The following is a 25,868-nucleotide window of genomic DNA, read 5'->3' on the forward strand; positions in this document are numbered from 1 at the left end:
CATTCCCCTCGATCTCACGGCCCGCGCGGTTCACCGGCGGCATATCTCGGGTGACGCGAGCGTGATACCGGCGACACGCGGCGGGTTATCGGGCAGGATTGCGCCATGTCCCCCGAGCAGGTCGTCCTGCCGTACGCCACCTGGCCGTCGCCGGTCTCCACCTCCGACGTGGCCCGTTCCGGGCTGCGCCTCGGATACCCGACGGTGCTCGGCGAGGAGGTCTGGTGGACCGAGGACCGTCCCGCCGAGGGCGGGCGGACCACCATCGTGCACCGGAGCGCCGACGGCGCCCAGCGCGAGCTGCTGAGCGCGCCCTGGAGCGCCAGGACCAGGGTCCACGAGTACGGCGGACGCTCGTACGCCGTGGTGCCCGGCCAGGGCGTGGTGTTCGCCAACTTCGTCGACCAGCGCCTCTACCTGCTGCCCACCGGTGGCGAGCCCAGGCCGCTCACGCCGGAGCCCGAGGAGCCGGCGGCCCTGCGCTACGCGGACCCGGTCCTCCACGACGGGCAGATCTGGTGCGTCAGGGAGCGCCACGACGGCGGCCGGGTGAGCCGGTCGATCGTGTCCGTCCCGCTGTCCGGCGAGGGCGAGCCGCGCGAACGGGCCGGCGGGCACGACTTCTACGCCTCCCCCGCCGTCTCCCCCGACGGCGAGCACCTGGCCTTCGTCTGCTGGGACCACCCCCGGATGCCGTGGAACGGCACCGAGCTGTGGATCTCCCGGCTCGCCGACGGCACGTCCTGGAAGGTCAAGGGCGGCATCTCGGAGTCGGTGCTCGCCCCGCGGTGGCGCGACGAGCAGCACCTCTATCTGGTCTCCGACTGGTCGGGCTGGTGGAACCTCTACCTGGTCGGGATCCACGGCACCTCGGCGAAGGCGCTCCACCCGGCGGAGCAGGAGTTCGCGGGGCCGCTGTGGCAGCTGGGCGCGATGCCGTACGCGCTGCTGGACGACGGGAGCCTCGCGGTCCTGCACGGATGGGGCGACCTGCGGCTGGGGGTCCTCGACCCGGACAGTGGTGTGCTGAGCGACCTGGACGTGCCCTACGACGGCTGGGAGGTGGTGCTGGCCACCGACGGGCGCGCCGTGGTCGGGATCGGGTACGGCGCGGCGCTGCCCCGGTCGATCGTCCGGATCGACACCGTGACCGGGCGGGTGGAGGAGCTGCGCCGGGACGTCAACGAGCTGCCCGACCCCGGTTACCTGCCGCGCGCCAGGCCCGTGGAGTTCGAGAGCCGGTTCGGGCGCGAGGTGCACGCGTTCCTCTACCCCCCGTCCAACCCCGTGGCGCGTGGCGAGGGCCCCGCGCCGTATGTCGTGTTCGTGCACGGCGGGCCGACCGGGAACAGCGTCGGCGCGCTCGATCTGGAGAAGACGTTCCTCACCAGCAGGGGCATCGGCGTGCTCGACGTCAACTACGGCGGCTCCACCGGCTACGGCCGCGTCTACCGCGAGCGGCTGCGCGGTCAGTGGGGCGTGGTCGACGTCGAGGACGCGATCGCCGCGGCCGAGTGGCTGGCCGCGGAAGGGCTGGGCGATCCGGCGCGGATCGCGATCCGGGGCGGTAGCGCGGGCGGCTGGACGGTCATGGCGGCCTGCTGCGCGTCCGACGCGTTCGCCGGAGGCGTCTCCTACTACGGCGTGAGCGGGCTCGCCAACTTCAGCGCGACCACCCACGACTTCGAGTCGCGCTACGTCGAGTGGCTGATCGGCCCGGAGGACCCCGCCCTGTACGCCTCGCGCGAACCCGTCGGCCGGGTGGCGGGGGTGAGCTGCCCCATGCTGCTCCTCCAGGGCCTGTCCGACCCGGTGGTCCCCCCGGCGCAGTCACAGGCCTTCGCCGACGCTCTCGCCGAGCGCGGCGTTCCCTGCACCTACCTCACGTTCGAGGGGGAGGCCCACGGCTTCCGCCGCGCCGAGACCCGTAGCGCGGCCCTGGCCACCGAACTCGCCTTCTACCAGCAGATCTTCCATACCTGAGCGAGAGGCCGGGTGAACCGGCGGATCGCCGGACGGATCAGCGAACCGGGCGGATCGACGTGCTCCCCGGTTGGCCACGTACTCCCCGGTTGAGCGGGCTGGTCCGGCGGGTTGGGCGGACCCGGCTGGTCCGGCCGGTTGGGCGGACCCGGCTGGTCCGGCCGGTTGGGCGGACCCGGCGCGCAGCGGGTCCGGCCGGTAGGAAGGGTTCAGCGGGCGAACTCGGTGGCCCGCGATTCGCGGACGACCGTGATGCGGATCTGGCCGGGGTAGGTGAGCTCCTCCTCGACCTGCTTGGCGACGTCGCGGGCGATCACCTGGGCCTGGATGTCGTCGACCGCGTCGGGCTTCACCATGACCCTGATCTCCCGGCCCGCCTGCATGGCGAAGACCTTCTCCACGCCCTCGTAGGAGGTGGCGATCTCCTCAAGACGCTCCAGCCGCTTGACGTAGGCCTCCAGCGACTCGCGGCGGGCGCCGGGACGGCTGCCGCTGATCGCGTCGGCGGCCTGGGTGAGGACGGCCTCGACGGTCTTGACCTCGACCTCGTTGTGGTGGGCCTCGATGGCGTGGACGACGTCCTCGTGCTCGCCGTATCGTCTGGCGATCTCGGCGCCGATGAGCGCGTGGCTGCCCTCGACCTCGTGGGTGAGGGCCTTGCCGATGTCGTGCAGGAGCGTGCAGCGCTTGAGCAGCGTCGTGTCGAGCCGCAGCTCGGCCGCCATGATGCCGGCGATGTGGGCCGACTCGATGAGGTGGCCGAGCACGTTCTGGCCGTAGGAGGTGCGGTAACGGAGCTGGCCGAGGAGGGTGACGAGCTCGGGATGCATGTCGGTGATGCCGAGTTCCACCAGGGCGTCCTCGCCCGCGCGCACGCACAGCTCCTGGACCTCGGCCTTGCTGCGCTCGTGAGCCTCCTCGATGCGCTGCGGATGGATGCGGCCGTCGAGGACGAGCTTCTCCAGGGTGAGCCGCGCGGTCTCGCGGCGGACCGGGTCGAAGCACGACAGCAACACGGCTTCCGGCGTGTCATCGATGATCAGGTTGACGCCGGTGGTCGACTCGAAGGCCCGGATGTTGCGGCCCTCACGGCCGATGATGCGCCCCTTCATCTCGTCACCGGGCAGGTGCAGGACGCTCACCACGGACTCGGCGGTCTGCTCGGTGGCCACCCGCTGGACCGCCAGCGTGACGATCTTGGTGGCGCGCTTCTCGCCCTCCTTGCGGGCCTCCCCCTCGATCTCCCTGATGATCAGCGCGGCCTCGCGCTTCGCCTGGTTCTCGATCTCCCTGACCAGCTCGGCCCTGGCCTGGTCGCTGGTGAACCCGGACACCCGTTCCAGAATGGCCTTGCGCTCCTCGGCGACCCGCTCGAGATCCTCGCGACGGTCGGCCAGCTCGGTCTCCGTCTCGGCGAGCTTGCGGGCCCGGTCGGCCTGGCGCCTGGCCTCCTCGTCGAGACGCTGCTCGCGCTCCGCCAGCCGGTTCTCCCTGCGTTCGAGGTCGGACCGGAGCTCCTTGAGCTCGTACTTCAGGATCTTGCCCTCGGCCTCGGCCTCCTTGCGCATCTCGGCCGCAGCCTCGATCGCCGTCTCCGACTTGCGCAGCAGCTCTCCGGCGTCGTCCTTGGCCTTCGCCCGGATGTCGGCGGCCTCGCGCCTGGCCTCCTCCAGGTGGGCCTGGACCTCGGCCTCCTGCTCGGGCGTGGGGCCCTTCGCGGCCCCGGCCCCACCGACACGACGCAGCAACACGACCAGCACGGCTGTCATCACGGCGAGAGCCATAACCGCCACTGTCAACATGACGACCACGACCGGATCCATGCGCGCCTCACCTTCCTCGCGTCGCAAATATCAGGCACACGAGGGGTCACACGCACGGCACGGAAAGCCCGAGAGACGGCACCGTCGGGACAGAAGTGAACCCAGAGGGAACCACCCACCGGCTGTTCCCGCCGGTCCGCCGTCCCGTCCTCATCCGCCAAGCCTGCTTGTCCGTATTACACCGCTATGACAATCCGCGCTGCGCGGAGTAACTCCTCACTGCCGTTGAGATTAAGCGTCAGAGAGGTAACGAGCAAGCAAAGACCCGCTGTCAAGCTGCTTTGGACTAGTCGAGTGGATAGCCCTGATCCTCCGCGAATGGCGACGTTTCCGCCCCTTCGTCCTCCAGCACTTCGCGGATCACGCGAAACGCCAGGCCGGGGCCGTACCCCTTGCGGGCGAGCATGCCGGCAAGCCTGCGGGTCCTGACCGCGGGCTCCAGACCCCGGGTCGAGGAGAGTTTGCGCCGCACAAGGCGACGGGCGGTCTCCGCCTCCTCCTCGGGATCGAGCCGATCCACCGCTTCCTTCACGGTCTCCTCGTCCACCCCTCGGTGGCGGAGCTCCGAGGCGAGGGCCTTTCTGGCGAGACCCCGCCCGGCGTGACGCGAGCTCACCCATGCCGCGGCGAACGCCTCGTCGTCGATGAGCCCGACCTCGGAGAAGCGCTCCAGCACGGCGTCCGCCGCCTCCTGGGGCACCTCGCGCTTGCGCAGCGCCTCCGCGAGCTGGGCCCGGGTGCGCGGCGCCATGGTCAGCAGCCGCAGGCAGATGCCTCGCGCAACCGCCTGCGGATCGGATCCGGCCCCCCGGCTCGTCGCGGACCCCTCGGCCGGCCCGTCGGACCTGCCACGCCCACCGAAACCGTCACGTCCGCCGGACCTGCCGCGTCCGACGGGCCTGCCGGATCCGCCAGGCCCGTCGGATCCGTCTCCATCGGATCCATCGAACCGGTCAGATCCTTCGAACCGGTCAGGAAGAAAGCCCGGGGTGGCACTCCCGGACCGCCGCCCACGCCGTGAGGCACGCTTCTTCCGGCCTCGCGGCCCGTCACTCGCCGGGTCTGCGGCTTCCTCGCGAAAGCCTCCCTCCGAGGCGGACGGACCGTGGTCGCGCCCGCGCCGGCCCGATGAACCCGCCCGAGGTTCGTCGGGCCAGGCTCCCCAGTCTCTCGGCCCGGCCTCGCCGGCCGGACCGGAGTCAGGTCCCGTGGTCATCGATCAGCCCGGATTCAGGCGTCACCCGGCTTGGGGGCGGCGGCCTTGGAACCACGACCGGACGCGGCGGGAGCCGAAGCGGCACCGGACGCGCGACCGGACGCGGCGGCGGGGGCCGAGGCCGCGGGGACGGGCGACGGGACGGCCGGGCTGTCGACGCGCGGGCCGACGCCGAGCTTCTCCTTGATCTTCTTCTCGATCTCGTTCGCCATGTCCGGGTGGCTCTTGAGGAAGTTTCGCGCGTTCTCCTTACCCTGACCGAGCTGGTCACCCTCGTAGGTGTACCAGGCGCCGGACTTGCGGACGAAGCCGTGCTCGACGCCCATGTCGATCAGGCCACCCTCGCGGGAGATGCCGACACCGTAGAGGATGTCGAAGTCGGCCACGCGGAAGGGCGGGGCCATCTTGTTCTTGACGACCTTCACCCGGGTGCGGTTGCCGACCGCCTCGGTGCCGTCCTTCAGCGTCTCGATGCGGCGGATGTCGAGGCGGACCGAGGCGTAGAACTTCAGCGCCTTTCCACCGGTCGTGGTCTCGGGCGAGCCGAACATGACGCCGATCTTCTCGCGGAGCTGGTTGATGAAGATCGCGGTGGTGCCGGTGTTGTTGAGCGCGCCGGCGACCTTGCGCAGCGCCTGGGACATCAGGCGGGCCTGGAGGCCGACGTGGCTGTCGCCCATCTCGCCCTCGATCTCGGCCTTGGGCACCAGGGCCGCGACCGAGTCGATGACCAGCAGGTCGACGGCTCCGGACCGGATCAGCATGTCGGCGATCTCCAGCGCCTGCTCACCGGTGTCGGGCTGGGAGACGAGCAGCGCGTCGGTGTCGACGCCCAGCTTCTGGGCGTACTCCGGGTCGAGCGCGTGCTCGGCGTCGATGAACGCGGCGATGCCGCCACCACGCTGGGCGTTGGCCACCGCGTGCAGGGCGACCGTGGTCTTGCCCGAGGACTCGGGACCGTAGACCTCGACGATGCGGCCGCGCGGGAAGCCGCCGATGCCGAGGGCCACGTCGAGCGCGATGGAGCCGGTGGGGACCACCTCGATGGGCGCCCGGGTCTCGTCGCCCAGGCGCATGATCGAGCCCTTGCCGAACTGCCGCTCGATCTGAGCGAGTGCGGTCTCAAGCGCCTTCTCGCGGTCGTTAGCTGCCATGGGAGCCCCCTGAAGGGTCGCGGGTTGGATCGGTTGCCAGAAAGCTACGGGGTGCCGCCGACAATTTCGGAAGGGCACGCCAAGAGTGGTGGCTTGTTCAATATAGCCGAACGACTGTTCGATCGCCGCCCGTTGGCACCATACGTTGCGGGAGTCTCGAACCGCCGCGGAGTCCTCCCCCGCACGACCGGGCGCGGCCGGGCAGGCCGCCAGGCCACGGCTTCGGGAGATGCGGACCCCATCCGGGAGGAGACATTTCCAAGAATTGCCCAGGACCTGTTGTAACCGGGTTGACCTGGAGTGATCCTGAGGGGAAACGACCCGAGGTGCCCGACGTGCCCAACACGTTCACGCAGCAACGTCTAGCCCATCTCGATTCCCTCGCCGCCGAACTGCGACAACGGGGGCTGGCGAGCCGCACCCTCGGAGGCGCCGCCCCGGTGCTGTGGGTGTGGCATCCGGACAGCCGCCGGCAGACCATCGTCTTCGCCACCCCGGTCAGGGACGGCTGGCTGTTCCTGTGGGCGCCGGACGGTGAGGAGAGCGCCGACGATCCCGCGCGGGCGGCCGACTCTGTGGAGAAGCTCCTCGCCCCGCTCACGGAACCGTCCTGACCGGCCCTTCCGGCTCCCCGGCCCTTCGAAGGGCCCCTCGGGCCTTCCCCCGACCCCTCTGATCTTTCACCGTGGGCTCAGGGCTTTCACGAGCTCTTGAGCTCTTGAGCTCTCGGGCTCTCGGGCTCTCGGGCTTCCACCGTGGCCTCAGGCTCTCCGGCCTTTCACGCTTCCCGGCCGCCCTCCGCGCTCTCCGCTCACCGGACCGCGTGCTTAGCGGCTCTCAGCGGAGCCCGGGCGCGACGTCGGTCACCCCGCACACGGCGTGCCAGACCTCCTTGGCTCCGACCCCCTCGGCCAGCGCCTGGATCACGGTCCGGCCGCCGAGGTCGGCGATGACGTAGTCGCGGGCCCACGACTCGGCGTACTGGTCGCCGAAGTGTGACTTCATCCGCTTCCAGAAATCCGATAGACGCATGCCCCAAGTATGGATCCCCTCCGCCGTGCAGCGACCCACCCCGGCGCGCCGCCGGGCCGCGGGCCGCCCGCGTCCCGCGCTCCCGGCCGCCGCCGGACGGGGCGAGCCGTAGACGGAGCAGGCGAGACGGCAGCGGGGGCGAGGGCCGGGGGCGGGGGGCGGGGGGAGCGTCGCAGGCGAGGACAGGGGGCGAGGGCCGGAGCGGCCGGAGGCGGAGGAGAGGCGTCAGAGCACGCGGGAGCCGTACATCTCGCCGAGGGGGTCGGCGAGCAGTTCCAGGCGGGCCCCGTCGGGGTCGGCGAAGTAGATCGACGCGCCGCTCTCGACCTGGTGCGGAACGCCCGCCGCCTCCAGCTTGCCCCGCAGGCGCTCCCACGTGGAGGGATCGACGGAGATGGCGACGTGGTGGAGCCCGCCGAGGACCTCCTTGTAGGGGCCGAGGTCCAGGTCGGGGAAGTCGAAGAAGGCGAGCAGGTTGCCGTTGCCGATGTCGAAGAAGAAGTGGTTCGATCCCCGGTAGTCGCGGTTCTCGAAGATCTCCGTCAGCGGGAACTCCAGAAGGTCCTGGTAGAACGCGATCGTCGTCTCGACGTCGGAGGAGATCAGCGCGAAGTGGTGCAGACCCCTCGCACTGCTCGGCGGGCGGTGCGCCCTGAGGTGCTCCGCCTTGATCCGCTCGCGTGTCGCCTCGATGGCCTGATGGTCGATGCTCACCGTTAGCTCACCACTCAATACGTCGTGTGTTCGTCAAAGCCATGTCCTCGACGGCAGGGAGCCAACCTATCCCGGACGTCACGTCATGGTGGCGAATGGTCACCGTCCCGGCGAACGCCGCGGATCCGGTCTCCCGCGGGGGCCGCGGCACCGGTGGGCCACGCGTCCGCAGGCGATGCGCGGACCGGCTGCTCCCGTCCGCCACCCGGTCATCGGCCGGGCGCCGGCCGGGCGGTGACGGGTTCTGTCGGTGGGGCCGTGCAGTATGGGCGGTGAGCCGGTCGGTCGTCCGGACCGGGAGCTAGGGGGCGGCGATGAGCGAGACGGCGAGCACGGGCGGGGCGCTCGATCACTTCACCCGGATGACCAGGGACTGGTTCACCGGGGCGTTCGCCGCGCCGACCGCCGCGCAGGAGGGGGCGTGGGCGGCGATCGCCCGGGGTGACAACACGCTGGTGGTCGCGCCCACCGGATCCGGCAAGACGCTGGCCGCGTTCCTGTGGTCGCTCGACCGGCTCGCCTCCTCCGCTTCCGGCTCCCCCCTGGACGCCGGATCCTCCGGCACGGACCCGACGGCCGGTACGGGTGGCACCGGTGGTACGGACGGTACGAGCGCCCGGGGCGGGCGAGGGCGTTCGCGGGGGGACCGGGGGGACGGCGAGCCGGTGAGGCGTTGCCGGGTCCTGTACGTCTCGCCGCTCAAGGCCCTGGCGGTCGACGTCGAGCGCAACCTCCGGGCGCCGCTGGCCGGGCTGAGGCAGACCGCGCGGCGGCTCGGGCTCCCGGTGCCGGAGATCTCGGTGGCGATCCGGTCCGGGGACACCGCCCCCGAGGAGCGGCGGCGGTTCGCGACCCGGCCCTCCGACATCCTGATCACCACCCCCGAGTCGCTGTTCCTGTTGCTCACCAGCCAGGCCCGCGAGGCGTTGCGCGGCGTGGAGACGGTCATCGTCGACGAGGTGCACGCGGTGGCGGCCACCAAGCGCGGCGCGCACCTGGCCCTCAGCCTGGAGCGGCTCGACACCCTCCTGCCCCGGCCCGCCCAGCGGATCGGCCTGTCGGCGACCGTCCGGCCGGTGAGCGAGGTGGCCGCCTTCCTGGGCGGATCGCGCCCGGCGACCGTGGTCCAGCCGCCCTCGGAAAAGGAGATCGAGGTCGAGGTGGTCGTCCCGATCGAGGACATGACCGAGCTCGACACGCCTCCCGCCCCGCCCGCCCCCGACGACGACCGCTGGCTGACCGAGACCCCGGCCAGGCGGTCGATCTGGCCGCACGTGGAGGAGCGGCTGTTCGAGCTGATCGGAGACCACAGCTCCACGATCGTGTTCGCCAACTCCCGGCGCCTGGCCGAGAGGCTGTGCACCCGCCTCAACGAGCTGGCGTGGGAGCGGCGGGAGACCGGCGAGGAGCCGGCCGGGCAGGACGCGGGGGCGGGGGCGGAGCCGGTGCACTGGGCCGAGGGGTTCCCGGTCCCGCCGGCCTCCCTCTCCACCCCGGCGGAGACGATGGCGCAGGCCGGCGCGACCAGGGGGGTCGTCCCGGAGATCGTGCGGGCCCACCACGGTTCGGTGTCGAAGGAGGAGCGCTCCCAGATCGAGGAGGCGCTCAAGTCCGGGCGGCTGCCCGCCGTGGTCGCGACCTCCAGCCTGGAGCTCGGCATCGACATGGGCGCGGTCGACCTGGTGGCCTGCGTCGGGGCGCCGCCGAGCGTGGCGAGCGGCCTGCAGCGGATCGGCCGGGCCGGGCACCAGGTGGGAGCGGTCTCGCGTGGCGTGATCTTCCCCAAGTACCGGGGGGACCTGGTCCAGACGGCCGTGGTGGCCGAGCGGATGAGGAGCGGGGAGATCGAGGACCTGCGCTACCCGCGCAACCCTCTCGACGTGCTCGCCCAGCAGATCGTGGCGATGACCGCGCTGGACGAGTGGACGGTCGACGAGCTGGAGGAGGTCGTGCGGCGGGCCGCCCCCTACCGGACGCTGCCCAGGAGCGCGCTGGAGGCGACGCTCGACATGCTCGCCGGCCGCTACCCGAGCGAGGAGTTCGCCGAGCTGCGGCCGCGCATCGTCTGGGACCGGGTGACCGGCACCCTGCGGGGCCGCCCCGGAGCCCAGCGGCTGGCGGTCACCAACGGCGGCACGATCCCCGACCGGGGGCTGTTCGGCGTGTTCCTGGTCGGGGAGAAGTCCTCCCGGGTGGGCGAGCTGGACGAGGAGATGGTCTACGAGTCGCGGGCCGGGGACGTGTTCGTGCTGGGCGCGACCTCCTGGCGGATCCAGGAGATCACGGCCGATCGGGTGCTGGTCACGCCCGCCCCCGGCCAGCCGGGCAAGCTCCCCTTCTGGCACGGCGACACCGCCGGGAGACCGGCGGAGCTGGGCAGGGCCATCGGCGCGTTCCTCCGCGAGATGTCGGCGGCGGGCGCGGACGCCGAGCCGGGAGGTGGGCGCGCCCCGGGCGCGGGGACGGGAGGCGCGGGAGCGGAACGCGCCGAAGCGGGAAACGGGATGGCGGAGAACGCGAGACCGGGGGGCGCGGCGGCGGGGGGCACCGCGCGTGAGGGGGCCCTGGAGAGGATCAGGGCGGCGGGGCTGGACGAGTACGCCGCCGCCAACCTGCTCTCCTACCTGGCCGAGCAGCGGCAGGCGACCGGCTACGTGCCGGACGACAGGACGTTGCTGGTCGAGCGGTTCCACGACGAGCTGGGCGACTGGCGGGTGGTGGTGCACTCCCCGTACGGGGCGCGGGTGCACGCGCCGTGGGCGCTGGCGATCGGGCGGCGGCTGCGGGAGCGCTACGGCGTCGACGTGCAGGCCCTGCACTCCGACGACGGGATCGTGCTGCGCATCCCCGACACGCTCTCCGATCCCCCGTCCGACGTCGCGGTCTTCGACGCGGACGAGATCGAGCGGATCGTCACCGAGGAGCTGGGCGGTTCGGCGTTGTTCGCGGCGCGGTTCCGCGAGTGCGCGGGGCGGTCCCTGCTGCTGCCGCGCCGCGTGCCGGGCAGGCGGTCGCCGCTCTGGCAGCAGCGGCAGCGCGCCTCGCACCTGCTGAGCGTGGCGGGCCGCTACGGGTCGTTCCCCGTGGTGCTGGAGACGATGCGCGAGTGCCTTCAGGACGTGTTCGACGTGCCGGGGCTGGTCCGGCTGATGCGCGACATCGAGGCGCGGCGGGTCCGGCTGGTGGAGGTCGAGACCGACAAGGCGTCGCCGTTCGCGGCGTCGCTGCTGTTCAACTACATCGGCGCGTTCATGTACGAGGGCGACGCCCCGCTGGCCGAGCGCCGCGCCCAGGCGCTCGCGCTCGACACGACCCTGCTGGCCGAGTTGCTGGGCCAGGCGGACCTGCGCGAGCTGCTCGACCTCGACGTGATCACCGACGCCGAGCGGGAGCTGGCCCGGCTGGACCGGCCGCTGCGCGACGCCGAGGACCTGGCCGACCTGCTCCGCTCCCACGGCCCCCTGGTGGCCGAGGACGTCGGCGTGCGCGAGGGCGACCCGGCGTGGCTGACCGTGCTGGAGGGCTCCCGGCGGGCCATCAGGGTGCGGGTGGCGGGGCAGGAGCGGTGGGCGGCGATCGAGGATGCCGCCCGGTTGCGCGACGCGCTCGGCGTGCCGCTGCCCGTCGGGGTTCCGCACGCGTTCCTCGAGCCGGTCGACGACCCGCTGGGCGATCTGCTGGCCCGGCACGCCCGTACGCGCACCCCCTTCCTCGCGAGCACCGCCGCGGCCAGGTTCGGTCTCGGTCCCGCGGTCGTCACCGACGCGCTGCGCCGCCTGGCCGCCTCGGGGCGGCTGGTGAGCGGGGAGTTCCGGCCGGGTGGCCGGGGCGAGGAGTGGTGCGACGCGGGGGTGCTGCGGATGCTGCGCCGCAGGTCCCTGGCCAGGCTCCGCAAGGAGGTGGAGCCGGTCCCCCCGGAGACCCTGGCCGCCTTCGCGCCCGCCTGGCACGGCATCACCGGCGCCCCGCAGCGGGGCAGGCCGCCGATCGACGCGCTGGTGGGAGCGATCGAGCAGTTGCAGGGCGCGTCGGTGCCCGCGTCGGCACTGGAGACGCTGATCCTGCCCTCGCGGGTGCCCGGGTACGACCCGTCGTTCCTGGACGAGCTGACGGCCTCCGGCGAGGTGATCTGGGTGGGGCAGGGGTCCCTGCCGGGCGGCGACGGCTGGGTGTCCCTTTACTTCGCCGACACCGCGCCGCTGCTGATGCCCGGCCCCGCCGACATCACCCTGACGCCGGTGCACGAGGCGGTGCTGGAGGTTCTGGGCGGTGGGGGCGCGCTGTTCTTCCGCGAGCTGGGCGGCCGGGCCGGCGCCCTCCTGGCCGGTGCCGTCCCGGACGACCGCGCCCTGTCCGCCGCCGTGTGGGACCTGGTGTGGTCGGGCCGGATCACCGGCGACACGCTGGCGCCGCTGCGTGCCGTCCTCGGGACGGGACGCCCCGCGCACCGCCCGGCCCCGACCCGGCGACGGCGGGCGGTGCTGCCGACCAGGAGCGGCCCGCCCACGGTGGGCGGGCGCTGGTGGGCACTGCCCGCCCTCGCGGAGGACGCCACCCAGCGCGCCCACGCCCAGGCCGAGGTGCTGCTGGAGCGGCACGGCGTGGTGACCAGGGGTGCGGTGACCGCCGAGCGGCTGCCGGGCGGGTTCGCCGCCGTCTACCAGGTGCTCCGCGCCTTCGAGGAGAGCGGCCGGTGCCGCAGGGGTTACTTCGTGGAGGGGCTGGGCGGCGCCCAGTTCGCCCTCCCCGGTGCCGTCGACCGGATGCGCGCCACGTCCCCCTCCCCCACCCACCCGGACACGGCACCGGCGCTCGACCCGTGGAGTGCGCCGAAGCCGGAGAGGGCTGGGGGGGACGCCCGGCGGGCGGTGGTGCTGGCGGCCGCCGACCCGGCCAGTCCGTACGGGGCGGCCCTGCCGTGGCCCGCGCATCCCGGGGAGGTGTCCCACAAGCCCGGCAGGAAGGCCGGTTCCCTGGTCGTGCTCGTCGACGGGCACCTGGTCCTCTACGTCGAGCGCGGTGGCAAGACCCTGCTGTCCTTCTCCGGCGACGACCGCCTCCGGCCCGCCGTCGACGCCCTCGCGCTCGCCGTGCGCGACGGTGCGCTGGGCAAGCTGACCGTCGAGCGGGCGGACGGCACCGCCATCAACGACTCCCCCCTGGGCGCCGCCCTGGAGGCCGCCGGTTTCCACCCGACTCCCAGGGGCCTGCGCCTGCGGGCCTAGTCGTACTGACCTGGGAGGTCGGGTACGCGGCCGGCGGATGGCGGCCACCGAGCGCGGTGTGTGCTCGGTTCGTCTCGACCACCGGCCTCCCACGGCTCCGGCCTCGCCGGACTCGCCGTTCTTGCTCCTCGCCTCCCGGCCGCAGCGAGGGACCGAAGCACAGCGGGGACCGTTCTGTTGGGCGCTCTTGGCGGACGTCCTCGTTCCGGCGAGCCGGGCCGCCATCGCGCTGCCGGGTTCGGAAAACTGTCGGTGCCCGCCACTACGATCCCAGCCGTTCGCCATTCACTCACGCGAAGGAGCCGTCCCATGGGGTCCAAGCTCAACCCTTACATCGCTTACAACGGGAACGCGCGGCAGGCGATGGAGTTCTACCAGGGGGTCTTCGGCGGCGAGCTGGAGATCATGACGGTCTCGGAATTCGGCTCACCCGACTCGCCCGACGCCGACAAGCTCATGCACGCCCGGCTCGACACCCCGGACGGCTACACGCTGATGGCGTGGGACGCGCCGGAGAGGGTGCCCTACAACCCGGGCAACAATGTTGCGGTTTACCTCGGAGGCGACGACGGCGACGCACTCCGCGGCCACTTCGAGAAGTTGTCCTCTGGCGGCACCGTGGCGATGCCCCTGGAGAAGCAGGTCTGGGGTGACGAGGCCGGCACGCTGGTGGACCAGTTCGGGATCACCTGGATGTTCAACATCACCCAGCAGCAAACCTGATCGACCACGGAGCCGACGCGCTCGGAGTCTCGGACCGGTCCCCGCGGAATCCCTCAGGTCCTGTCGCCGGCGGCCCCGTCTGACGCAGTAGTCGGTCAGCCGGCCGGTCCCGAGGCCGACGGGAGGCGCGAGCGGATCCACGACCACCTCGAACGCTCCTTCCACCCCGGTGCGTCCCGGCCGGGGTGGAAGGAAGGTCCGGGGTGGAAGGAAGGTTGTTCCCCACCGCCCCGGGGCGCGCCGGCACTCCAGCGACACTTCGCGATCACGCTTGGAATCGGCGCCGGTGTGGCAACGGCGGGCGAGGAGCCTGGCCGAGTTGATATGCTGACCAGCAGATTTTTGAGCCTTCCCAGCCGGGTCCAGCCCGCCGGGGAGGCTTTTTTCATGCCCGGATCCGGCCAGACTCCGATGACCGCGGCACGTAATCACACGAAGACGTAAGGATGATCATGACTTTTGCCACTCCCGCCGCGGCGGCGGGGACCTGGAACCTCGGTGATCTGACCATCAACCGGATCGGGTTCGGCACGATGCGCCTGACGGGCAGCGTCGCCTTCGGCCCGGGCGTCCCCGGCGACCGCGACCGCTCGATCGCCGTGCTGCGCCGCGCGGTCGAGCTGGGCGTCGATCACGTGGACACTGCCGCGTACTACTTCTCACCGCACCTGGCGGCCAACGAGCTGATCCGCCAGGCCCTGGCCCCCTACCCGGACAACCTTGTCATCGCCTCGAAGGTCTGGCCGTCCCGGGACCCGTCAGGCGCGTGGTCGTGGGCCGCCCCAGAGGAGTTGCGCGGCCAGGTGGAAAAGAATTTGCGCGCCCTCGACCGCGACCATCTCGACGTCGTCAACCTACGTATCCCACCGAGCAGGCGAACCGGCTCGATCGCCGACCACTTCGGCGCACTGGCCGACCTGCGCACCGCCGGCCTCGTCCGCCACCTGGGTGTCTCCAACGCCACTTCCGCGCATCTGGCCGAGGCTCAGGCCATCGCGCCGGTGGTCTGCCTGCAGAACGCCTTCGGCGTCGGCGCCCCGCCCAGCGAGCAGGAGCTCCTGCGAAGCTGCGCCGAGCAGGGCATCGCGTTCGTGCCGTTCTTCTCGATCGCCGGCGCCGGGCGCGAGACGGGCGCCGGCGGCACGGAGCACGAGGAGGTACTCGCCATCGCCCGCGCCCGCGACGCCACCCCCGCGCAGATCCGGCTGGCCTGGACGCTGCATCAGGGACCGAACGTGCTGGCCATCCCGGGCACCGGCAACCTGGAGCACCTGACGGAGAACGTGGCCGCCGCGGCGCTGCGGCTGTCGGACGACGAGGCAGCCCGCCTCGCCTCCCTGGGTTAGGGCCCACCGGCAAGGCTACGCGCACGCCTGGCCCGCGACGCGGGCATCTCCCGGTATCCGGTGACACTTCGCGATCACGGCTGGGATCTGCGCCGGTAGTGGCAACGCCGGGCGGTGGCCTGATGGCGTCGGCGCCATTGCGACCAGTGCAGTACCTGCCGACCCCGGCCCGGGTCCGCGGAGCAACCGCCCACTTCATCATCGACCCGGGCGAATGCGAAGGTCGGCGGTCAAGCGGCAAGCCAACCTCACCGACGTCGTGCTCCGCGCCCTGCCCGACTCGGGCACCCACCGCCACACCGTCGACGTGACCTACCGGTCAGCGTGGGCGGCTGAGGGCGGCCTCGGCCAGATCCGCCCATTTCTCGACCGAGGAGTGGGGCACGACCACCCAGTCCTTTATCGTCCTGCCCCGCCCCGAGGGATCGAACAGGGACGCCCCGGCCAGCTGGAGCGCGGCTGTGTGTTCGGGGGTGTCCCTCACCAGCCGGAACACCATCGCGCCGTCGCGCTGCAGGCTCGCGAACACCTTCCCCGCCTGGTCTTTCAGCGCGGGATTCCCCATCATCCTGGAGATCCCCACACCCAGGTCGGCCAGCTCGGCGCCGACCTGTTTGAAATCCTCTTCCGCGCTCATCGTCAGTCGATCCCAAACTCCATGGCGACATGGTCGAGCGGCTCGTCGTGATCGGGGCTCTTCGCGCGTGACGCGCTCGCCTCGGCCCCGCCTTCCGGCAGCACGGCGATCAGGCTAGCCGTCCTGGCGGCACCGATCAAGGCCGGACGCGGGGTGCCGACCGTGCCGAGCAGGCGCCGCGGCGCCGCGGGGCCGGCCGGGCACGCCGCCAAAAAAACCTGGTGCGCCCGCACCCCGTGGTCGAACCGGCGCGACCGAGCCGACCAGATGGGCCGCCAAGCGTCCGAGCAGTGCGGGAATCGGCTGCGGACGCGTCGGCCCGATCGCCCCGCCACGCGGGAAACGTGACCGTTTCCACTTGTGTTCTCACGGTGGAAGAAGTGTCGGCCCGCACGTCGGATTGCGTTTACCCAGTAATTCTGCGCCACCCTGCGCTGCACCGGACCGATAGGCGGCGAGGTCCGGTCCAATGTCTCGAAGTCAAGCCCTGCAACGGAAACTCCGCGGCGGGAAAGAATCGTGAACCATATTGTGGGATAAGGATCACGGCCCATATTGTGGTATTCAGCGGCGCCGGCGGGGGCGATTTCTCGAAGAGAATGCAGTGCCGTCCTGACAGTGCGTGATCGCCGCACGGTTCAGGTTTTTCTCGGAGGTTCTCATGACTGATCTGACATTTTGTTCCGCCGGTGAACTCGCTGCCGCCGTCGCGGCGAAAGAGGTGTCGAGCGTCGAGTTGCTCGACCACTACCTGTCCCGTGGAGAGCGGTTCGGTCCGCAGGTGAACGCCATTGTCGCCCTGGACGTGGAAGGGGCGCGGGCCGCGGCGCGGGAAGCCGACCGCGCGGTCTCCCACGGCGAGCCGCTCGGTCGCCTGCACGGCGTCCCGGTGACCGTGAAGGACAGCCTGGAGGTCGCGGGCATGCGGACCACCGGGGGCACGACCCGCTGGGGACACCACGTCTCGACGCGGGACGCCGAGTCGGTCGAGCGGCTCAGGGCCGCGGGAGCGATCGTGTTCGGCAAGTCCAACCTGCCGGCCGACGCCCGGGACTACCAGACCTTCAACGAGATCTACGGGACCACGAACAACCCGTGGGACCCGGCCCGCGTTCCCGGCGGTTCGTCGGGCGGATCCGCCGCGGCGCTCGCCGCAGGGCTGACCGGTCTGGAACTCGGCGGCGACACGGCGGGCTCGATCCGGGTGCCCGCCCACTTCTGCGGCGTCTACGGGCTGCGCACGTCGTACGGGATCGTGCCGAGGTTCGGCAGCGTCTCCGGACACGCCCCCGGGACGCTGGCGGAGTTCGACATGGCGGTGCTCGGCCCGCTCGGCAGGCACGCCGACGACCTCGACCTGGGTCTCGACGTCCTCGCCGGGCCGGACCGCGACCTCGCCCCGGCGTGGCGGCTGGAACTGCCCGCCTCCCGGTCGGAGGCGCTGCGGGGGTTCCGGGTCGCGGCATGGCTCGACGACCCGTTCTGCCCCGTCGACGGCGAGGTGGTCGCGGTCATGCAGGCGGCGCTGGAAGCGGTGCGCGCCGAGGGCGCCGTCGTGGTCGAGGGCGGGGGCCCGGTCGGGCTCGCCGAGACGATGGCCCTCTTCTGGCCGTTGCTGATGGCGCAGAGCGGGCTGATCGAGCCGGAGGAGTCTTACGCCGGGTTGGTGGAACTCGCCGCGGCGGAGGGGGCCGCGGGCGGGTTCGCGTCGGATCAGACCGTCCGCTTCCGCGACTGGCACGCACTCGACGACCGCCGGCAGCACTCCCGTCGCCGCTGGGCCGAGTTCTTCGACGACGTCGACGTGCTCCTCTGCCCGGCGGCCCCGACCGCCGCCTTCCCCCACGACCAGAACCCCGACCTCGGCCGGGCCGGCCGGACCCTGCGGATCAACGGCGCCGACCGCCCGTACCTCGACATGTTCACCTGGACGACGCCGGCGGCGCTCAACCACCTGCCCGCCGCGGTGGCGCCGATCGGGACGACCCGGGAGGGCCTTCCTGTCGGCATCCAGGTGATCGCGCCCTACCTGCATGACCGCACCGCGGTCCGGTTCGTGCAGCGCCTCGCCGAGGTGATCGGCGGATTCCGCCGCCCGCCGGGATTCTGAACGCCGTCACCGGCCCGCCTCGAGCGGGCAGGCGGGCCGGTGAGCGGTGTTCCAGGCTCGGCACGTACGCGCGGACGCGCGCGGGCGGGCGCCGGGGGGACAGGATCGCGGACGCGCCGGAGGTGGATGAGCCCTTCGGCCGGGAATCAGGGCTGGAGCCGGACGGCCCGCCAGCCGTCCTCGGCCAGTTCGTAGCGTAGCCTGCGGTGCAACCGGGACGAGGCCGCGGCCCAGAACTCCACCGCGGTGGGTTCCAGGCGATAACCGGCGAACCGGTCGGGCCTCGGCAGCGGTTCCCGGAGTAGGGCCAGGCGCTCGGCCTCCTTCAGCACCGCCTCCGGATCGTCCAGGGAGTCGCTCTGCCAGGAGGCGGTGGACATGGGGAGCAAGGGGGCGGGCCTGGCCGCCCAGAGCAGGTCGGCCTCGGCCGCGCCGAGCCGTACGACCGGACCAGAGAAGATCAGTTGCTGGGCGGTTTCCCGCCAGTAGAGCAGTCCGGAAGCCCAGCCGTTCTCGGCGATCTCCCGGCCCTTCTGGCTGGTGGCGTGGGTGACGAAGAGCAGGCCGCGCCGGTCGAGCTCCTGCACGATCACCGTCCGGCTGGAAGGACGGCCGCGGCTGTCGGCGGTGGCCAGGGCCAGCGCCTTGGGTTCGCGCACGCCGGCGTCGACGGCGGCCGCCAGCCATCGGCCCGCCAGCTCCAGCGGCTCGGGCGGCGGGGAGCCGTACTCCGGGAAGTCCAGGTCCGTGGGGCCCGTGAGACTTTCGTATCGGCTAGACAAGGATCACTCCTCTGGCCACGGGTGCGGCGGCGCCGGAAACCAGGGTCCGGCCGCTCTCTTCGGCGTGGGCCCGCATCAGGGAGGGGCGGCCCATCTCGACGCCCTGGTGGATCTCGATCCACGTGTCGAACCCGACGCGGCCGTGCCGTCCCAGGTGCAGGGCGAGCGGGCCGGCCGCGGAGCCGGTGGCCGCGTCCTCCTGCACCCCGTACGCCGGGGAGAACATGCGGCTGCGCCAGTACGTCCCCGATCCGGCGAAACAGTTGGTCGCCATGTCCTCGAAGGCCGCCAGCGCCCGATGGTCGGGGCGGAGCCCGGCCAGCGCCTCGATGCTCGGCAGGCCGACGAAGACGTGGCGCGGTCCGTTGACGTAGATCTCGACCGGGAGGGTGGAGCTCTCCAGCCCCAGCGCCGCCAGCAGTTCCTCCTCCCGCGCGAACCCCGCGAAGGTGGGGATCGGCTGTTCCATCGTCGCCGCGACCACCGCGTCGCCCTCGCGCACCAGGTCGAAGGGGATGACGCCCATCTTGGTCTCCAGCCGCAGCCGGTCGCCGTCGAAGAACTCGCCGAGTGCGACCGCGGTGCCCAGCAGCGGATGGCCCGCGAAGGGCAGCTCGTTGACCGGGGTGAAGACGCGGACGTGGTAGTCGCCGTCCTCGCGGGCGGGCAGGACGAAGGTCGTCTCGGAGAGGTTCATCTCCTTGGCGATGGCCTGCATGCGGTCGGCGGTCAGGTCCTCGGCGTCGAAGAGGACGGCGACCGGGTTGCCGGACAGCGGGGTGTCGGTGAAGGAGTCGACAACCACGTAGGGATGCGTCATGAGTCCTCTTTCATCGGCCTCATGGCGAGGTCGTGGTGTTCGCGGATGACCCGGGCAAGCTCGGTCATGATGGCATCGCCCTTCTGATCAGGGAGGAGAGGATGCGCGGGCCGTTGCGGGTGAGCACCGACTCGGCGTGGAACTGGATCGAGGCGAAGTGCGCGCCGCGCAGGGCGTGGATCTCGCCGTTTTCCGGATCGAGGCAGAGCTCCAGGTCTCCCCTGTCCTCGGCGTCCGGGCGGGCGGCGAAGGTGTTGTAGAAACCGACGCGCTCGGTGGCTCCGAACAGGTCGATCGTGCGCGGCGCTCCCTGGTTCGGTACGGCACGGCGGCCCAGGGGGAAGCCGAGCGCCCGGGAGAGCACCTGGTGGCTGAGGCACACGGCGAGGAAGGGGGTCTGACCGTCCAGAAGCTCGCGAACCGCCCGGTCCAGGTAGGCGATCTTGGGGTGGGTGAGGTCGCGCGGGTCGCCCGGGCCGGGGCCGAGCACGATGAAGTCGTGGCCGCTCAGGTCCGGGTCCTCGTCGTAGCGGCGGACGGTGACCGCCATGCCCAGGGAGCGGAGCTGGTGGTCGAGCATGGAGGTGAAGGTGTCCTCCGCATCGATGATCAGTGTGCGCACCCCGGTGAGGTCCCGGCCCTCCGCGTCGCCGTGCCCGAGCCAGAAGCCGGAGATGTCGCTGTTGCGGCGGGCCAGGGCCGCGCGGACGTCGGGATGGCGGCCGAGCCCCGTCCTGGTGCCGGGGGCGAGTGCGGCCAGCAGCCCGGCCACCTTGGCACGGGTCTCGGCGATCTCCGACACCGGGTCGGAGTGGCGCACGAGGGTTGCGCCCACCCCGATCCTCGTCTCACCGCGAGCGTCGACCTCCGCGGTACGGATGAGGATCGCCGAGTCGAGCGTCCGCGCGCCGGCGGCGTCGCGGCCGATCAGAGCCATGGCGCCGCTGTAGTAGCCCCGGCTGTGCGGCTCGTAGCGCTCGATGACGCGGCAGGCGTTCTCCAGCGGGCTGCCGGTGACGGTCGGGGCGAACATGGATTCGCGCAGGATGTCGCGGACATCCCAGTCGCTCGTGCCCTCGATGTAGTACTCGGTGTGCGCCAGGCGCGACATCTCCTTCAGCCGCGGGCCCGCCACCCGCACGCCGGGCGCGCAGAAGCGGGTCATCATCTTCAGCTCCTCGTCGAGGACCATGTAGAGCTCCTCCGACTCCTTGCGGTCGGCCAGGAAGTCCATGAGGTCGCCGAGCTCGGGGCCGGTGGGCGGATAGCGGTAGGTGCCGCTGATCGGGTTCATCGTCGCCACGCCGTCGCGCAGCGTCAGGTGCCGCTCGGGGGTGGCGCCGACGAAGGTGCGCTCTCCGGTGTGGACGAGGAAGGTCCAGTAGGCGCCCGACTCCATCTCCAGCAGCCTGCGGAACAGGGCCAGGGCGTGGGCGGGCGTGTAGTCGTCGATGGTGGTGACGAAGGAGCGCTTGATGACGAAGTTGGCCCCCTCGCCCTCACCTATCGCCTCCTTGAGCACCCGGCGGACGATTTCGGCGTACTGGTCGTCCGAGACGTCGAACTCGCCGCCCGTGGTGGAGATGGGCCGGTCGGGAAGGCGGGTGAGCGCCTGGCCGGCCGAGATGACCTCCTGGTCCGTCACCTTCATCGCCAGCAGGGGCACGCCGTCGTCGGAGCAGGCGTAACCGCGCTCACGTATCTGCCGGAACGGGATGATCGCCAGCACCTCGTGCCACGGCCCCTCCCGGGCGGGCGCCTGGTCCTCCAGGGGCAGGTCGGCCAGGCGCGTCACCTCGGTCACCTCGCCCAGCAGCACGTCGACCGTACCGGGCGCGCCGGACTCCGGCCGGTGCAGCAGGGCGAAGGCGGGGGCCTCGCACAGGCGGCTCAGCAGGTCCGTCATGGCCAGACCTCCTTCGCGGTGAGCAGTACGGCGCAGCGCTCGGCGGCGTAGGTCAGGGCCAGCCGGTGGTAGTCGGGCGAGAAGTCGGCCACCGCGTCGGCGACCAGGAAGGTCTCCAGGTCGTGGGTGAAGGAGTCGACCGCCGTCATGAGTACGCCGACGTGGGCGTACACGCCACAGACGATCAACTGGTCGCGCCCGGCGGCACGCAGCCGCTCCAGCAGGTCGGTGCGGGCGAAGGCGCTGTAGCGGAACTTGGTGAACTCCCAGTCGCCCGGCGCCGGGGCGAGCTCGTCGGCCATGAGCCGGTCCTCCGGGGCGCGGCGCATGCCGGATCCCCAGAAGTCCTTGAGCAGGCCGCGTTCCTCGTCGGTCATCGAGCCCGGCTGGGCGGTGTAGGCGACGGGCACGCCCTGCGCGGCGCTCTGCTCGCGGAGCCGGGCGACGGCCCCGACGAGTTCTTCGCGCATCAACGGCGAGAAGGGCTTGAGGAAGTAACGCTGCATGTCGTGAATGAGCAGGACCGCGCGAGCAGGGTCGGGAGTCCAGCGGGCGGTGTTGCGGGGCAGGTCTCCTGCCGTGGGCAGCGGGTAGGGGGTGATCGGGGGGATCCCGGGCATGATCGTCCTCCATCGAGGGTCCGGTGAGTGCCCGGGGCGCCAGTCGCTCCAGGCGGAGATGACCTGTACGGCCTGTCAGAGGGTTGAGAAACGAGTCACACGTCGTGGTGTTGCGCTCCCTCGCCTGGTCGAAGCGGCTCTCGTCGGCGACGCCGTCCGAGGCGGCCTCCAGGTGGAGCCCGCCCGGCACGCCGCCGGCCGGGACGAAGGCGTGCGCCTCGCGCCGGAGGGTCTCCGCCGGGCGCGTCTTGTGGCTGTCCGGAGCGCGCACGGTGCTGCCGCGCATCGGGTGACGGAGTCGGGTGACAGAGTCGGATGACCCGGTGCCCGGACCGGCGCGCCGCCACGACCGGCGGAGACAGACGCGAGGCGGCCAGGTCGGTGCCCGTCCGGGCGATGGGCCGCAGGCGGCCGGGATCGCGGCCCAGCCGCTCACAGAGCGCGGGCGTCCACCCCGCCGCGCTCGCGTGCGATGTGCTCCGCCGTACACTCCGCCGGATCCTCCGCGCGGTCGCCCGCCTGCGGAACCAGGGTCCGCCCGGCGGCGAGCACGCCGCGCGCGTCACCCGCCCGAGCCGGTGCCGGCCGGTCGGCCGGCACCTCGGTCACCCGGCGGACCTGCGCGGGGTTGTCCCGGACCGGCTGCCGCGGCGTGGCGCTGAGCTGGATGTCTGCCGTCGTCCGAGCTCCGCTCAGGTCGGGATGCCCTCGCGCCTGACCTGCGGCACCGGGATGCCGAGCGCGCGCAGCTGCTCGAAGGGGTTCATGAACTCGCGCTGCCGCTTGATCAGGCCGTCGGCGAGCTCGAAGGAGTGAAGGAAGTGATTCTCATACCGTCCTTCCGGGTAACCGGGGAATCGGATGGCTCCTACCCCGTCGCACTCGACCCAGAAGAAGTTCGGATCCTGCGTCTCGAAGATCTGGATGTTGATCCACACCCAGTCGGGAAAGCATTCCAGCGACCAGACCGCGTGCGCCGCGAGCCGATCTTTCCCGTTGATGACTATCGGCTTTCCGGTGTCGTTCGTCCAGAGGCCGCCGACGCCGTCTTCGGTGAACAGCAAATGGCGCTTGAGCCGATCCTGGCCGGTCGTGTTCATGTATTTCTCGACCGTGGCCCGGTTTTTCCGGCGAAGTTCAGCGTGGTCGTCATTCCACATGACTTTCCCTTTCCCTGCCCATTGACTGCGGTGTTCGGAAGTCATATTCCGGCCTTGTCGGAGACCGGAACCTTGCGGTGGTGCGACTTCTTGGTCGGCCGCGCGGTCCGGCCAGAACGGTTGACCGCCGTGGCCGTCCGGTGGACCCGGGCCGGGGCGTCGGGTCGGACGGCCCCGGGCGCGGGCGGCGGCGAGTGTCTCAGGACCGCGCGGCGACGGCTTCGACCTCGAACAGGATGTCGGGCATGGCCAGGCCGGCGACCCCGATGACGGTTTGCGTGGGAGGGCTGTCGCCGCCGCCCTGCACGACCTTGGCGATCGCCCCGAGCTTGTCGAAGTCGAGGTTCACCACGTACGTCCTGAGCTGGACGACGTGGCCGAGGTCGAGCCCGTGGGCGGCGAGAGCGACGCCGAGGTTGCGGAACGCCTGCCGCACCTGCTCGGTGAAGTCGGTCGAGACGACCGCGCCGTCGGCGCCCGATCCGTACTGACCCGAGACGAACACCAGCTCCGTGCCGGCCGGGGTGGCGGCGGTGTGGCTGTAGCCGAACGGGATCGGGTCGTGCAAACCGTCAGGATTGACGATGGTGTGTGGCACGTGCACTGCCTCTCTTGTGTGGCCGGGTGTTCGTGTCCTGGTGATCGGCCGGGCGCGATCGGCGTGCTCCGCGACGGCCCGCGCGACCGCTTCCGGTGGCCGGCCCGGACGTCGCCCCGGACATGCCGGGCGGCGGCCGGTGGGTCGGTGTGGCCCCGGCCGGCCGGCCCGATGTGTCAGAGCAGCCGGAGCTGGGGACGGTAGATGTCCAGCCAGGTGCTCAGATCGAGTACTCGCTCGATGCCGTTGCGGACGTCGATGGGCATCGTGACCGACTCCTGCCGCGCGACACCGTCCAGCCAGCTGCGGTCGACAAGATCGAACACCGGATCGTCGGTCGCGAGCAGTTCCTTGGCCTGCTGCAGCAGGACGCTGGTGTAGAGCGGGTCCCGGGTGGCCGGGTAGGGCGCCTTCGCCCGGTACAGCACCGACTCGGGGAGCAGGTCGGCGCTCGCGGCGCGGAGCAGGCTCTTCTCCCTGCCGTCGAAGGTCTTCAACGACCACGGGGTGTTGTAGACGTACTCCACGAGCCGGTGGTCGCAGAAGGGGACCCGGACCTCCAGCCCGACGGCCATGCTTATCCGGTCTTTCCGGTCCAGGAGCATTCTGACGAACCGGGTCAGATGCAGGTAGGAGATCACCCGCATCCGCCTCTCGTGGTCGGTCTCACCGTCGGCCCGCTCGACCTCGGCGACCGCGCCGGCGTACTGGTCGCGAATGTAGCCGGGCAGGTCGAGGGCGGCGGTGATCTCGGCGTTGAACCGGTCGGATACCTGGGCTCGCGCGCCGGTCACGAAGACGGCCATCCACGGGAAGGTGTTCGCGGCCTGCACCTCGGGCTGGTGGAACCAGTTGTACCCGCCGAAGACCTCGTCGGCGGACTCCCCGGACAGGGCGACCGTGGAGTGCTCACGGATGGCCTTGAACAGCAAGTACAGCGAAGCGTCCATGTCGCCGAGGGTGAGCGGGCTGTCCCGAGCGGTGATCACCGCGCGGCGCACCTCCGGATCGGCCATCGCGGAATGCTTGAGCATGATGTTCTGATGCTGCGAGCCGACGTGCTTGGCCACTTCACGCGCATAGGGGGCGTCTGGCGTGCCGCGCAGCTCGTCGCCGACGAAGTTGTCCGTCTGCCCGACGAAGTCCACCGCGAAGCTGCGCACCTGCTCTCCGTGCTCGGCGAGCTGGGCGGCGGCCAGTGCGGTGGTCACGCTGGAGTCCAGCCCACCGGAGAGCAGCGTGCAGCGCGGCACGTCGGCGACCAGTTGACGGCGCACGATGTCCTCGAGCAACGAGCGCACGGTCTCGACGCTGGTCTTCCGGTCATCGGTGTGCTCACGGGTCTGCAGGGTCCAATAGCGACGTTCGCGCAGGCCGGCACGGTCGACGATGACCAGGCCACCGGGTGCCACCTCGCGCATCCCGCACCACAGCGCGCCTCCGGGCGGCTGCGTGAAGCTGAACAGCGCACGCAGGCCGTCGAGGTCGATCGCGCGGTCCGCCAGCGGATTGGCGAGGATCGCCTTCGGCTCGGAACCGAACAGCACCCCGTCAGCGGTATTGGAGTAATAGAGCGGCTTGATACCCATCCGGTCGCGGATCATGACGAGCTTGTCGGCCCTGGCGTCCCAGATGGCGAAGGCGTACATGCCGTTGAGCCGTTCGGCGACCGCTTCGCCCCACTCCAGGTAGCCGTGCAGCACCACCTCGGTATCGCTACGGGTCCGGAACCGGTGACCACGGCGGAGCAGCTCACTGCGGAGCTCGGCGAAGTTGTAGGCTTCGCCGCTGTAGGTGATCGCCACCTCACCGTCGTCGGTACGCACCGACATGGGCTGGCTGCCGCCTTCGATGTCGATGACCGCCAGTCTCCGGTGGCCCAGCACCGCGTGCCGATCAAGCCAGGTGCCTTCGGCGTCCGGTCCCCGGCAGGCCATGGTCGCCGTCATCGCGTCGAGGTCCGCCTGGTGCCCGGTCAGATCTCGATCGAACGAGACCCAGCCAGCAATTCCACACATA

The 25,868-nt window shown here is 71.5% G+C and carries 21 protein-coding genes and 1 pseudogene; 7 read left to right on the forward strand and 15 right to left on the reverse strand.

Translation table 11 applies throughout. The features are described 5' to 3' along the window. Window positions 1-105 precede the first annotated feature (105 nt). Window positions 106-1,983: a prolyl oligopeptidase family serine peptidase gene (locus AB0G15_RS00655; RefSeq protein ID WP_362834283.1), complete on the forward strand. Its 1,878-nt coding sequence runs from the start codon at window positions 106-108 to the stop codon at window positions 1,981-1,983. Window positions 1,984-2,192: 209 nt separating this feature from the next. On the opposite strand, the gene rny is transcribed toward AB0G15_RS00655, so the two are convergent. The 3 genes and pseudogenes from rny to recA form a co-directional block, all read right to left on the reverse strand. Further along, window positions 2,193-3,767 carry a ribonuclease Y gene (gene rny / locus AB0G15_RS00660; RefSeq protein ID WP_362834284.1) on the reverse strand — a complete coding sequence of 525 codons (1,575 nt, stop codon included), beginning with the start codon at window positions 3,765-3,767 and terminating at the stop codon, window positions 2,193-2,195. Window positions 3,768-4,092: 325 nt separating this feature from the next. Next, on the reverse strand, window positions 4,093-4,557 hold the full coding sequence (locus AB0G15_RS00665; RefSeq protein ID WP_362834285.1) for a regulatory protein RecX: 465 nt from the start codon (window positions 4,555-4,557) through the stop codon (window positions 4,093-4,095). Between the two features lie 632 nt (window positions 4,558-5,189). Beyond that, a pseudogene (recA, locus tag AB0G15_RS00670) lies at window positions 5,190-6,176 on the reverse strand (recombinase RecA); the annotation flags it as partial. 335 nt (window positions 6,177-6,511) lie between these two features. On the opposite strand from recA, the gene AB0G15_RS00675 reads away from it, so the two are divergent. Next, window positions 6,512-6,790 (forward strand): hypothetical protein, encoded by a 279-nt coding sequence (locus AB0G15_RS00675; protein ID WP_362677457.1) that lies wholly within the window; start codon window positions 6,512-6,514, stop codon window positions 6,788-6,790. Between the two features lie 223 nt (window positions 6,791-7,013). Here AB0G15_RS00675 and AB0G15_RS00680 read toward each other — a convergent pair whose 3' ends face one another. After that, window positions 7,014-7,208 carry a DUF3046 domain-containing protein gene (locus AB0G15_RS00680; protein WP_362834286.1) on the reverse strand — a complete coding sequence of 65 codons (195 nt, stop codon included), beginning with the start codon at window positions 7,206-7,208 and terminating at the stop codon, window positions 7,014-7,016. 225 nt (window positions 7,209-7,433) lie between these two features. Beyond that, window positions 7,434-7,922, reverse strand: a complete 489-nt coding sequence (locus AB0G15_RS00685; RefSeq protein ID WP_362677461.1) for a VOC family protein — start codon at window positions 7,920-7,922, stop codon at window positions 7,434-7,436. Window positions 7,923-8,236: 314 nt separating this feature from the next. On the opposite strand from AB0G15_RS00685, the gene AB0G15_RS00690 reads away from it, so the two are divergent. The 3 genes from AB0G15_RS00690 to AB0G15_RS00700 all read left to right on the forward strand — a co-directional run bounded on the left by AB0G15_RS00690 (window position 8,237) and on the right by AB0G15_RS00700 (window position 15,216). Beyond that, a complete protein-coding gene (locus AB0G15_RS00690) occupies window positions 8,237-13,147 on the forward strand; it encodes an ATP-dependent helicase (protein WP_362834287.1) in 4,911 nt (1,636 codons plus the stop codon). Window positions 13,148-13,456: 309 nt separating this feature from the next. Further along, window positions 13,457-13,870, forward strand: a complete 414-nt coding sequence (locus AB0G15_RS00695) for a VOC family protein (protein ID WP_362834288.1) — start codon at window positions 13,457-13,459, stop codon at window positions 13,868-13,870. A gap of 452 nt (window positions 13,871-14,322) precedes the next feature. Then, window positions 14,323-15,216, forward strand: coding sequence for an oxidoreductase (locus AB0G15_RS00700; protein WP_362834289.1), 894 nt, complete (start codon window positions 14,323-14,325; stop codon window positions 15,214-15,216). A gap of 319 nt (window positions 15,217-15,535) precedes the next feature. On the opposite strand, the gene AB0G15_RS00705 is transcribed toward AB0G15_RS00700, so the two are convergent. Continuing rightward, window positions 15,536-15,853: a hypothetical protein gene (locus AB0G15_RS00705; RefSeq protein WP_362834290.1), complete on the reverse strand. Its 318-nt coding sequence runs from the start codon at window positions 15,851-15,853 to the stop codon at window positions 15,536-15,538. 2 nt (window positions 15,854-15,855) lie between these two features. After that, entirely contained in the window at window positions 15,856-16,086 is a 231-nt protein-coding gene (locus tag AB0G15_RS00710) for a hypothetical protein (RefSeq protein WP_362834291.1), read from the reverse strand. A 428-nt stretch (window positions 16,087-16,514) separates the two neighbouring features. Between AB0G15_RS00710 and AB0G15_RS00715 the strand changes: the two genes are divergently transcribed. Next, on the forward strand, window positions 16,515-17,963 hold the full coding sequence (locus tag AB0G15_RS00715) for an amidase (RefSeq protein ID WP_362834292.1): 1,449 nt from the start codon (window positions 16,515-16,517) through the stop codon (window positions 17,961-17,963). Between the two features lie 146 nt (window positions 17,964-18,109). On the opposite strand, the gene phzG is transcribed toward AB0G15_RS00715, so the two are convergent. The 4 genes from phzG to AB0G15_RS00735 form a co-directional block, all read right to left on the reverse strand. Next, entirely contained in the window at window positions 18,110-18,745 is a 636-nt protein-coding gene (gene phzG, locus AB0G15_RS00720) for a phenazine biosynthesis FMN-dependent oxidase PhzG (protein ID WP_362834293.1), read from the reverse strand. After that, window positions 18,738-19,565 (reverse strand): PhzF family phenazine biosynthesis isomerase, encoded by an 828-nt coding sequence (locus tag AB0G15_RS00725; RefSeq protein ID WP_362834294.1) that lies wholly within the window; start codon window positions 19,563-19,565, stop codon window positions 18,738-18,740. The genes phzG and AB0G15_RS00725 overlap by 8 nt, the downstream gene beginning before the upstream one ends. A gap of 64 nt (window positions 19,566-19,629) precedes the next feature. After that, the gene (locus AB0G15_RS00730) at window positions 19,630-21,471 is read right to left on the reverse strand and encodes an anthranilate synthase family protein (protein WP_362834295.1); all 1,842 of its coding nucleotides are present in this window, start codon (window positions 21,469-21,471) and stop codon (window positions 19,630-19,632) included. Beyond that, the gene (locus AB0G15_RS00735; protein ID WP_362834296.1) at window positions 21,468-22,091 is read right to left on the reverse strand and encodes an isochorismatase family protein; all 624 of its coding nucleotides are present in this window, start codon (window positions 22,089-22,091) and stop codon (window positions 21,468-21,470) included. Before AB0G15_RS00735 ends, AB0G15_RS00730 begins: the two co-directional genes overlap by 4 nt. A gap of 83 nt (window positions 22,092-22,174) precedes the next feature. Here AB0G15_RS00735 and AB0G15_RS00740 point away from each other — a divergent pair, with 83 nt between their 5' ends. Further along, complete coding sequence (locus tag AB0G15_RS00740; protein ID WP_362834297.1) at window positions 22,175-22,384, forward strand: hypothetical protein; 210 nt, start codon at window positions 22,175-22,177, stop codon at window positions 22,382-22,384. A gap of 139 nt (window positions 22,385-22,523) precedes the next feature. On the opposite strand, the gene AB0G15_RS00745 is transcribed toward AB0G15_RS00740, so the two are convergent. The 4 genes from AB0G15_RS00745 to asnB all read right to left on the reverse strand — a co-directional run bounded on the left by AB0G15_RS00745 (window position 22,524) and on the right by asnB (window position 25,867). Further along, window positions 22,524-22,700, reverse strand: a complete 177-nt coding sequence (locus AB0G15_RS00745) for a hypothetical protein (RefSeq protein ID WP_362834298.1) — start codon at window positions 22,698-22,700, stop codon at window positions 22,524-22,526. Window positions 22,701-22,783: 83 nt separating this feature from the next. After that, window positions 22,784-23,251, reverse strand: coding sequence for a PhzA/PhzB family protein (locus tag AB0G15_RS00750; protein ID WP_362834299.1), 468 nt, complete (start codon window positions 23,249-23,251; stop codon window positions 22,784-22,786). Window positions 23,252-23,450: 199 nt separating this feature from the next. Beyond that, window positions 23,451-23,819: a Rid family hydrolase gene (locus AB0G15_RS00755; RefSeq protein WP_362834300.1), complete on the reverse strand. Its 369-nt coding sequence runs from the start codon at window positions 23,817-23,819 to the stop codon at window positions 23,451-23,453. A gap of 206 nt (window positions 23,820-24,025) precedes the next feature. After that, window positions 24,026-25,867: an asparagine synthase (glutamine-hydrolyzing) gene (gene asnB / locus AB0G15_RS00760; protein ID WP_362834301.1), complete on the reverse strand. Its 1,842-nt coding sequence runs from the start codon at window positions 25,865-25,867 to the stop codon at window positions 24,026-24,028. Window position 25,868: the final 1 nt, after the last annotated feature.

Origin of the sequence: Streptosporangium sp. NPDC023825, assembly GCF_040639575.1 — a bacterium.
GTDB lineage: Bacteria > Actinomycetota > Actinomycetes > Streptosporangiales > Streptosporangiaceae > Streptosporangium.

What these genes read in the sequence shown, in the direction of transcription:
- AB0G15_RS00715 (WP_362834292.1), top strand. Translation starts at nt 16,515, where the DNA reads ATGACTGATCTGACATTTTGTTCCGCCGGTGAACTCGCTGCCGCCGTC.
- AB0G15_RS00725 (WP_362834294.1), bottom strand. Translation starts at nt 19,565, where the DNA reads ATGACGCATCCCTACGTGGTTGTCGACTCCTTCACCGACACCCCGCTG.
- AB0G15_RS00705 (WP_362834290.1), bottom strand. Translation starts at nt 15,853, where the DNA reads ATGAGCGCGGAAGAGGATTTCAAACAGGTCGGCGCCGAGCTGGCCGAC.
- AB0G15_RS00735 (WP_362834296.1), bottom strand. Translation starts at nt 22,091, where the DNA reads ATGCCCGGGATCCCCCCGATCACCCCCTACCCGCTGCCCACGGCAGGA.
- AB0G15_RS00700 (WP_362834289.1), top strand. Translation starts at nt 14,323, where the DNA reads ATGACTTTTGCCACTCCCGCCGCGGCGGCGGGGACCTGGAACCTCGGT.
- AB0G15_RS00750 (WP_362834299.1), bottom strand. Translation starts at nt 23,251, where the DNA reads ATGTGGAATGACGACCACGCTGAACTTCGCCGGAAAAACCGGGCCACG.
- asnB (WP_362834301.1), bottom strand. Translation starts at nt 25,867, where the DNA reads ATGTGTGGAATTGCTGGCTGGGTCTCGTTCGATCGAGATCTGACCGGG.
- AB0G15_RS00690 (WP_362834287.1), top strand. Translation starts at nt 8,237, where the DNA reads ATGAGCGAGACGGCGAGCACGGGCGGGGCGCTCGATCACTTCACCCGG.
- AB0G15_RS00655 (WP_362834283.1), top strand. Translation starts at nt 106, where the DNA reads ATGTCCCCCGAGCAGGTCGTCCTGCCGTACGCCACCTGGCCGTCGCCG.
- rny (WP_362834284.1), bottom strand. Translation starts at nt 3,767, where the DNA reads ATGGCTCTCGCCGTGATGACAGCCGTGCTGGTCGTGTTGCTGCGTCGT.
- AB0G15_RS00665 (WP_362834285.1), bottom strand. Translation starts at nt 4,557, where the DNA reads ATGGCGCCGCGCACCCGGGCCCAGCTCGCGGAGGCGCTGCGCAAGCGC.
- AB0G15_RS00680 (WP_362834286.1), bottom strand. Translation starts at nt 7,208, where the DNA reads ATGCGTCTATCGGATTTCTGGAAGCGGATGAAGTCACACTTCGGCGAC.
- AB0G15_RS00730 (WP_362834295.1), bottom strand. Translation starts at nt 21,471, where the DNA reads ATGACGGACCTGCTGAGCCGCCTGTGCGAGGCCCCCGCCTTCGCCCTG.
- AB0G15_RS00695 (WP_362834288.1), top strand. Translation starts at nt 13,457, where the DNA reads ATGGGGTCCAAGCTCAACCCTTACATCGCTTACAACGGGAACGCGCGG.